Origin of the sequence: Halalkalicoccus subterraneus, assembly GCF_003697815.1 — an archaeon.
Classification (GTDB): Archaea; Halobacteriota; Halobacteria; order Halobacteriales; family Halalkalicoccaceae; genus Halalkalicoccus; species Halalkalicoccus subterraneus.
This window is the reverse complement of the sequence record NZ_RDQG01000048.1, coordinates 1-8232: the sequence shown is the minus strand read 5'-3', so window position 1 is coordinate 8232 and position 8232 is coordinate 1. Positions and strand designations below refer to the sequence as shown.

Sequence of the window (8232 nt, the reverse complement as noted above, 5' to 3'; positions counted from 1 at the left end):
ACAGATGATCGTCTCGGGCTTCATCGAGCCGATCACCGAAGAACTGCCCATCGAATACGCCGTCGAGCTCAATCGCCTCATCGAACTCGAAATGGAGGGATCGCTCGGATGAGCGCCGGCATCCAGCACGCGGACATCTCGGAGGAAACAGTAGAGAAGATCTCCGAGGAGCTCGACGAGCCCGAGTGGCTCCTCGAGACTCGCCTAGAGGCCCTGGAGGCGCTCGACTCGCTCGACCTGCCGAGCGTCATCCAGACGCCGGGCCGTCGGTGGACGAACCTCGAGGACCTCGATTTCGAGGCGCTGGTCGATCCGCTCGACGCCACAGAGGAGAAGGACCAGGTCGGTCCCGAGGACGTCGAGGTGCTGCCCTTCGCGGAGGCCGCCCGCGAGCACGAAGAACTGGTGCGCGAGCACTTCGGCACGGAGATCGATCCCCAGGAGAACTACCTGACGGCACTCTCGACGGCGCTCTTTACGACCGGAACCGTCGTCTACGTTCCCCGCAACGTCGACGCCGAGGACGTGACGATCCGGACGACGATGAACTCCCGGTCGCTCTTCAACTACACGCTGGTCGTGACCGAGCAGTCGAGTTCGGTCACCATTCTGGAGCGCCAGTCGACGGGCGAGTCGGTCGATAGCGAGGAGGGGCGGTACTACAGCGGTATCGTCGAGATCAGTGCCGGGGAGAACAGTCACATCCAGTACGGCAGCCTGCAGGACCTCGACGAGGAGACGTACAACTACACGCTGAAACACGGCAGCACCGACCAGTACGCGACGATCAACTGGATCGAGGGCAACCTCGGTTCACGGCTCACGAAGTCGGGCGTCGAGACCACGCTTTCGGGCGAGGGCTCGGAGACGAAGATCGTCGGGGCCTTTTTCGGCCACGACGACCAGCACTTCGACATCAACTCGCGGGTCTGGCATCGCGCCGAGCACACCACCGCCGACCTCGTGACCCGCGGTGTGCTCGACGACCGTTCGCGCTCGGTCTACGAGGGCGTTCAGGACGTTGGCAGCGAGGCGTGGGATACCAATTCCTACCAGCGCGAGAACACGCTGATGCTCTCCGACGAGAGCGAGGCCGACGCCTCACCGAAGCTGATCATCAACAACCACGACACCGAGGCGAGCCACTCCGCCACCGTGGGTCAGGTCGATCAGGAGGACCTGTTCTACATGATCTCGCGCGGTGTCGATCCCCAGTCCGCGAAGAACATGCTCGTCGAGGGCTTCTTCGTGCCGGTACTCGACGAGATCGAAGTCGAGGAGCTGCGCGAAGACCTCGAAGGACGTATCAAAGAGCGGCTCCGATAAGGGGTATGCACGCCGGCCGTATCGTTTTCGAACCGTTTCGGGGGTGCCCATGAGCCTCGCGACCCGCGTCGGCTCGGACCGACAGCTCGCACGCCTGCTCCAGATCGGCGTCGTCCTGGAGGAGGTCGTCGAGGCCCGCGCCTATCACCACCACCAGTCGCTGTCGACCGACGAGCAGGCGGAACTCGACGACAGGATCGAACACTTGCTCGAACACGCCGCCGAGGAGTCGGCCGAGCATCGGAGCCGTCTCGAGGAGTTGATCGACGAGCTCGACGCCGAAAGCGTCGCCTTCGAGGAGATCGAAGCGCTGGTCGACGGCCAGTACGGTCAGACAAAACCCGACGACTTCGACGGCATCCTCTACGACCAACTGCACAGCGAGGAGACCGCATATAAGTTCTACGACGATCTCATCGAAGCGATCGAGGGGAGCGACGCGACGTTCGATATCGATCGAAAACGCCTCCTGGCGACGCTTCGAGCGATCCGTGCCGAGGAAGAGGAGGGAGTCCGAGACGTCACCGAGATCATGGAGGAACGCGAATGAATACACTCACAGCAACCTTGTTCGCTACGCATAGTGACCACGCGAGGTGGTCGCTGTGAACACGGCAGATCAGTATCTCAAGGCGATCTACGTCGTTCAGCGTGCGGAGGACGGCCCGGCGGCAACCGGTGCGCTCGCCGAGCGCCTCGAAGTCAGCCCAGCGAGCGTCAACGAGATGATCGGCAAGCTCGCCGACCGCGGGCTGGTCGACCACGAGAAGTACAAGGGCACCTCCCTGACCGACGAGGGGATCGTCAGGGCGCGAAACGCGCTGCAGACGTACTGCATTATCGAGCGCTTCCTGGCGAACGTCCTCGAAGTCGAGGAGTTCCGCACGGAGGCCCGCGAACTCGAGAGCGTTATCGACGAAACCGTCGGCGACCGGCTCGATACGATCATCGACCGCCGGTCGGACTGTCCCGACTGCTTCGATCCCGAGAGCGACGCCTGTGAGTACCTCGAGTTCTGTATCGAGGAGCCGGCGGACTGACTCTCGAAGCGTTCAAGTAACCGCCGCGGGTAGGTACGGCGAGGAGTCCCGTGGTGTTGAGAGAACCCGTTGGGTTTTCGATGCACACTGGACTGACCGAACGAAATGAGTGAAGTCCCGTGGTGTAGTGGCCAATCATATGGGCCTTTGGAGCCTATGACGGCGGTTCGAATCCGCCCGGGACTACTCTACTGTGGATGATACGAGGTGAGGATGGTCCGTCTCAATCGAGCGTGCGGATTCGAAACTTCGGCCCGGTGGCTATGGGCTAGATCCGTCGGTGACGTTCCGCAAGGTTATAGCCGACCCTATCCGAACCCCTCATCGAATGTCGTCCGAACTCACCGACGCAGCCGTTGGAACCCCGGTCGTCGACGCGACTGGACTCGAAATCGGTATCGTCAGCGCCGTCGAGGACGGTGCCGCGATGCTCGATCCGGAGCCGACGATCACTGACGAGATCCGCTCCCTGTTGGGATTCGCTACGGCCGGAGCCGACCACATCTCCGTGACCGGTGACCTCGTCGAGTCGACGGACGAGGGCGTAGTTCGACTCTCGGTGGCGAACCGCCACCTCTGAACAGTCTCGAAACGGGTGACTGCTCCCTCAGTCGAACTGCTGGTCGCGCAGCTCGCTCGTCAGTAAACACTCGACGCCGCGCTCGTCGATGTAGGCCATCGTCTCCTCGAATCCGGCGGGATCAATCCAAGTCTCATCGTCCTCGATCACTTCATGGTAATACAACACGAGCGTGTCCGTCGGCATCCGTTTGTCGAGGAGGATGTCGATCAGTTCCATCGAACGCCCGGGGTCATCACCGGGATGGCGATTGACCGACAACGGGGAGCTGATCGTCCGGTTCATCGACCCGCGCTGGCCGTGTGTCGCGAAATCGTAGTAATCGGCCGCGATGTCCATCGTCTCGGTCGTAAAGGAGCCAAAGGGATACGCAAGCGTCGAGGCGGCCTGTGTGAATCCGTGGTCGAGCAACCACTCCTTCGAGCGCTCTAATTCCTCGCGTTGCTCGTCGAGACTGAGCTCGCCGGTCCGTTGATGGGTGTGGGTGTGGCTTCCGAACTCCCAGCCGGCCTCCTGCATCTCTTTCATCTGCTCCAGGGTCAGGTTTCGACTGTATCCTTCCCGCCCCGTTACGGTGAAGACCGTCGCGGTGAGACCGTACTGCTCCATGATCGGAAACGCCGTCTCGTAGGTCGTTCGAAGCGAGTCGTCGAACTGGATGAACAGCTTCGGGTCGCTCTCGACTGGTACCGCCCGGATGTCGTCTATATACCAGTCGACGTCTCCGCCCCACGAGATCGTCATGTAGGCGTCCTCCGCCTCGAGTCCGTACGTGTGGCTGATACCGAGATCGTAGCGGATCCAACCCGGTTCGTCGATCTTGTGTCGAGTCCGGAAATGGATCTCCTTGTCACACTCCGGTGCATTGACGTTGAACGACGGCGAATAGAGGTCTCCGGGATCCACGATGTCCATTGCGAGCGAGAACGAGGTCCTCGTGAGGTCGAACCCCGAAAGCGGGATCCGCACGCGTACCTCGTCGTCGTCCCCGTTCGTCAGATGAGCCGATTGCGAACCACGATAGACGTGGTCGGTCGCGGGTTCGAGCGAGCCCGAAAGCACCTCCCAGTCGTCGAGTGACTCACAGTCCTGCCAGCTCTCGCCACGGTCCCAGAACTCCTCTCGCGGATCGCCGTCGAGAAACAGCGTCGGCTCGTCAGGTTCCGGGTCGGGCTCGGGCTCCGGCTCCGGATCGGGAGAGGGATCAGTCGCGTTCTCGTCGGTCGTGTTCTCCTCCTCGTCGGATTCCGTGCCCGCAGTACCGAGACAACCGGCGAACGCCGTTACGCCAGCCGAGGCGAGAAACGCCCGCTTGGTGAGTAATTTCCGATGACCGTCCATACAGAAAACAACTCATATTAGAATATTGTTACTATCCCGCTAAATGCGCCGTTGTCTCATACCTTATGGGGCTCGAACTCGGGTACTCCATTCGTGAACTCGCGGTAGCCCCAACCCGTTCTGGAGCAGTGATCGCGTATTCACCTGCCAGCACCGCCGGGACGTGGGGTTCGGTGGGTGGCTCGCTGTCATGGATTTAGACTACCCATGCCGTTTCGGGATCGAGCGACTCGGCCGCCGAGGTGGTAATGTGGTCCGCAAAACCGGCCTCTTGGCCGTTTCCATCGACCGCCTCGGTCAGCCCACGGACGACGGTCCTGACGATAGCCGGTCGGACGGATCATCGGCGTTATGCACTTCCTAACGCTCGAACAGGTCGCTGTTCATTTCGATTTCCGAGACGTCCGTGCCGATTCAGTCGACGACGAGTACGTTCAGGTCGGCGAGGATGAGCATGGATACTCGTGCGTGCCCGGTCGAACATTGGGTTCGGCTCGACGAACTCTACCGGAAGGTTCCGAAGACCTCGCTGTCGAGGCGCGTCGCGACCCGGTCACCGAGGACTGCGAGGTTGCGGGTGTCGTCGCGGTTGTATCTGATCAGCGTTTCGAGCGCCGCCTCGTCGCCGCCTTCGTAGGCGTGCCACAACCGGACGGCCTCCCGGCCGTCGACGCCCGCCTCTTCGCGCCCGATCCCGAGTTCGCGTTCGATCGCCTTCAATCCGCCCGTGAGCCCCGCCCGCTTGCAGGGATACATGAGGTCGAGATGCGGCGTGTCGATCGTGAGGTCGAAACTGGTCTCGAGGAAGGGTACGTCGAAGCGCGCGCCGTTGAAGCTGACGAGCAGGTCCGCCCGATCGAGGCGGGCCGCGATCGCCTCGCGCGTGAGGTCGTCGCCGGCCACGAGCGTCTCGGTCTCGTCGCCCTGATGGAAACTCACCGTCGTCACACGATCGCGGTGTTTGCTGAGGCCGGTCGTCTCGATGTCGAAAAAGCAGGTGTTCGGCCGGAAGTTCTCGTAGAAGCGCCAGTGGCTCGCCGACGGGAGCCGGTCGGCGAAGAAGCCGACGTCACCGTCTTCGAGGCGTGGACGCGCCCGGTCGATGAACGACTCGATCGACGCGGCCCGCGAGTCGCCGACCGGAAGCGAGCCAGCCTCGGCGAAGGCGTCCCAGTCGGTGACGCCGGCCTCCCAGAGTTTCCGCTCGGTCCGCTCGCCAACGCCGTCGACGGCGATGAAACAGTTCTCTACGCGCACGGGCGAACTCCGCGTCGAGGAGAAATAACCTATTCGTCTTCGAGGATGAACGCGAGCCGTTCTTCGCCCTTCCCCCTCGTCTCGCGGCCGGTCACCTCGACGCGCCCGATCGCACCCGTCCTCTCGACGTGGGTTCCCGCACACGCCACCCGGTCGTAGACGTCCTCCGGGTCGGCCGGCTCCTCGTCCGGGTTCGAGGCGATCCCGTCGCCGATCTCGACGATCCGTATCTCGGTGATGCTCTCTGGTAGGAGGTCGAGACGAGTACGCTTGGAATCGAGTTCCGCCTCGGCGCGCTCGCGGTCGAGGGTGTACCACCGTACGTCGAGGTTAGCCCGAACCAGGTCGTTCATCCGGGCCTCGATGCCATCGAGCTCCTCGCGAGTAAAGCGGTCGTAGCCACAGTCCAGACGGGCGCGGTCGGCGTAGAGCTGATTGCCCGTCGTCGCCGCGTCATACTTCGAAAGCAACAGCGCCGACAGCAGGTGTTGGGCCGTATGATAGCGCATGTGGGCCTGTCGGCGCTCCCGATCGAGGATACCAGTGAGCCGGTCGCCTTCGGTCGGCCCTGCGCCCTCGACGGTGTGATAGATCTCGTCGGTCTTCTGAACGTCCAGAACGGGCCACGTCTCGGCCCCCGAGAGCGTTCCGCGATCGGGGGGCTGGCCGCCACCCTCCGGGTAAAAGTGTGTGCGGTCGAGCACGACCCTCGCGGTGTCGCCGTCGTCGATGACGCGTTCGACGCGCGCGTCGAACTCCCGTACCGTCGAGTCGTCGAGATAGAGCGGATCGGTCATACCGGCCGTTCGGGCGGTGGGGTGTAAACCCTGTCTCTGTCGGCGTTTCTCGAACCACTCGGGCCGGTGAGGGTTCCTCTTGCCATCCAGTATACCTCTCGAGGTGGCTCTGCCGGTGCGTGACAGCGTGGCAAACCCGTCGTAACGCTAAAGAGTAAAACACACGTTTTTGTAGATAACAATGAACGATAACCTGTCTCTCTCGAGGTGGTTCTATGGGCGTTGAAATAAAGGAGACGCCCGTCTCCGAGGCCGAGTTCGACGAGATGAAACGGTTCGTCTACGAGTATCTCGACGCGAGCGTCCAGAACGAGGAGGAGGGCGGTCGAATGCGGTGGTACCCGTGGCACTCGGCGGAGTACCGGTTCAATCACACGTTGAACGTCCTCTCGCTTGCCGAGGAGATCGCCCGTAAGGAGGGCGCGGACGTCGATGTCGTCCGGGTTGCCGCACTCTTTCACGACGTCGCGAAGCTCGACGCCGACCAGGAGGTCCACGCCGAGGAGGGCGCACGCGTCGCCCGCGAATATCTCGGCTCGCGCGGTTCGTTTCCGACCTCCTTTATCGACCGCGTCTGTCGTGCGATCGATGCGCACACCCACTCGGGTGACATCGCGGAGCTCTCGCTTGAGGGCCGATGTCTGATCGAGGCCGATCTGCTGGACAAGGTCGGCGCGAACGGGACCGTCCTCATGCTGCTTCGGATGGGCTATGAAGCCCGCACCCACATGGATAGCGCGACGATGATCGACCGCGTTTACGAGCGCGGCCAGGAGGCCTGCGAGCGTATCCAGAGCCCGACGGCGGAGACTATCGCCCACGAGCGCCTCAAGCGCGTGCGCTGGTTCTGTGAGTGGCTCGAGTCCGAAGTGCCGGAGATGGAACGGGGTCCCGAGGCATTAGAGTAGAACGAACGCCCGATACAGGAAGACCAGCCCGAAGCCCGCAAGCACCATCGCGCTCCCAGCCGCGACGAGCGGCGCGAACCCATCGACCCGTCGACCCAGGCGGGTGAGCGCAAGCGGGAACAGCGTGATCCACAGGGCGATCCCCGCGAAGAAGCCGACGACGATGGCAACGCTGCCCGTTTGGATTTCGATGGCTCCGAGGAGTGGAATCGAAACCGAGAGCGTCCCCGGATCGAGCAGCGCCACACCGACGGTGAGCCACCAGAGAATCTGATAGGGATTGGTAACCGAGAGCGCGAACGTCCGTCGAAACCCCTTCGACTCGCCGGCGTCGCGGGCGAGAAACGACTCGCGAGCGTTTCTCGTCGCGTCGAGGGCGAAATATCCCATCAACAGTCCGCCGACGCCCATCATCACGGCGCGTACCGTCGGGGCGTCCTGAAGGACGGTCGCGACCCCCGCGAGCGCGAGCATGAAGAAACAGGCGTCGGCACTCATCGCGCCCAGTCCGGCGCGCACTCCGGAAAACCAGCCCCGGAGCGCGCTCTCGGCGGCGATGATCGCGTTCATCGGGCCGGGCGGGGCCGCAAGCGACAGTCCGAGGACGACGCCAGCGAGGACCGCGCCGAGAACGTCGGTCACGCCGATGGTTCCGCGGGGATCGACAAAAACCCACCGCGTGTGCCTCAGAGGACGCCGCTGACGACCCCGGAGATGTGACCGACGGCCGTCTCCCAGACGGAGACGCCAGTCAGTAGTGAGAGGAACGCGTCGAGTGCGAAGAGGGCGAACAGGGCCGCACCTACCAGATGGGCCTTCCGGAGGTCGACCCGGCGGGAGAACCGATGGAAGAACAAGGCGTTTGCGAGGCTCACCGGGATGATCGCCAGCATCTCGCCGGCCCAGATGGCGCTGGTCGCACCGTACTGGGCCGCCAGTCCGATCGTCACCAGTTGGGTCTTGTCGCCGAACTCGCCGGTCGC

At 63.1% G+C, this 8232-nt stretch carries 10 protein-coding genes and 1 tRNA gene; 6 read left to right on the top strand and 5 right to left on the bottom strand.

What is annotated here, in order from left to right:
* Positions 1-108: 108 nt before the first annotated feature.
* The 5 genes from sufD to EAO80_RS12230 all read left to right on the top strand — a co-directional run bounded on the left by sufD (position 109) and on the right by EAO80_RS12230 (position 2946).
* Positions 109-1326 carry a Fe-S cluster assembly protein SufD gene (gene sufD / locus EAO80_RS12250; RefSeq protein ID WP_122090172.1) on the top strand — a complete coding sequence of 406 codons (1218 nt, stop codon included), beginning with the start codon at positions 109-111 and terminating at the stop codon, positions 1324-1326.
* Between the two features lie 49 nt (positions 1327-1375).
* A complete protein-coding gene (locus EAO80_RS12245; protein WP_122090171.1) occupies positions 1376-1876 on the top strand; it encodes a ferritin family protein in 501 nt (166 codons plus the stop codon).
* Between the two features lie 55 nt (positions 1877-1931).
* Positions 1932-2366 carry a metal-dependent transcriptional regulator gene (locus tag EAO80_RS12240; RefSeq protein ID WP_122090173.1) on the top strand — a complete coding sequence of 145 codons (435 nt, stop codon included), beginning with the start codon at positions 1932-1934 and terminating at the stop codon, positions 2364-2366.
* A 113-nt stretch (positions 2367-2479) separates the two neighbouring features.
* Positions 2480-2552: transfer RNA gene (locus EAO80_RS12235), tRNA-Gln, on the top strand.
* 142 nt (positions 2553-2694) lie between these two features.
* Positions 2695-2946, top strand: coding sequence for a hypothetical protein (locus EAO80_RS12230; protein WP_122090170.1), 252 nt, complete (start codon positions 2695-2697; stop codon positions 2944-2946).
* A 27-nt stretch (positions 2947-2973) separates the two neighbouring features.
* Here EAO80_RS12230 and EAO80_RS12225 read toward each other — a convergent pair whose 3' ends face one another.
* The 3 genes from EAO80_RS12225 to EAO80_RS12215 all read right to left on the bottom strand — a co-directional run bounded on the left by EAO80_RS12225 (position 2974) and on the right by EAO80_RS12215 (position 6341).
* On the bottom strand, positions 2974-4287 hold the full coding sequence (locus EAO80_RS12225; protein WP_122090169.1) for a polysaccharide deacetylase family protein: 1314 nt from the start codon (positions 4285-4287) through the stop codon (positions 2974-2976).
* Between the two features lie 504 nt (positions 4288-4791).
* Positions 4792-5544, bottom strand: a complete 753-nt coding sequence (locus EAO80_RS12220) for a ribonuclease H-like domain-containing protein (RefSeq protein WP_122090168.1) — start codon at positions 5542-5544, stop codon at positions 4792-4794.
* A gap of 29 nt (positions 5545-5573) precedes the next feature.
* On the bottom strand, positions 5574-6341 hold the full coding sequence (locus EAO80_RS12215; RefSeq protein WP_122090167.1) for an alanyl-tRNA editing protein: 768 nt from the start codon (positions 6339-6341) through the stop codon (positions 5574-5576).
* Positions 6342-6556: 215 nt separating this feature from the next.
* Here EAO80_RS12215 and EAO80_RS12210 point away from each other — a divergent pair, with 215 nt between their 5' ends.
* The gene (locus EAO80_RS12210) at positions 6557-7249 is read left to right on the top strand and encodes an HD domain-containing protein (RefSeq protein WP_122090166.1); all 693 of its coding nucleotides are present in this window, start codon (positions 6557-6559) and stop codon (positions 7247-7249) included.
* On the opposite strand, the gene EAO80_RS12205 is transcribed toward EAO80_RS12210, so the two are convergent.
* Positions 7241-7891 carry a LysE family translocator gene (locus EAO80_RS12205; protein WP_122090165.1) on the bottom strand — a complete coding sequence of 217 codons (651 nt, stop codon included), beginning with the start codon at positions 7889-7891 and terminating at the stop codon, positions 7241-7243. The two genes, EAO80_RS12210 and EAO80_RS12205, sit on opposite strands and share 9 nt — an antisense overlap.
* A 44-nt stretch (positions 7892-7935) precedes the next feature.
* A partial coding sequence (locus EAO80_RS12200; protein ID WP_162993992.1) for a TMEM165/GDT1 family protein occupies positions 7936-8232 on the bottom strand: 297 nt, incomplete at its 5' end.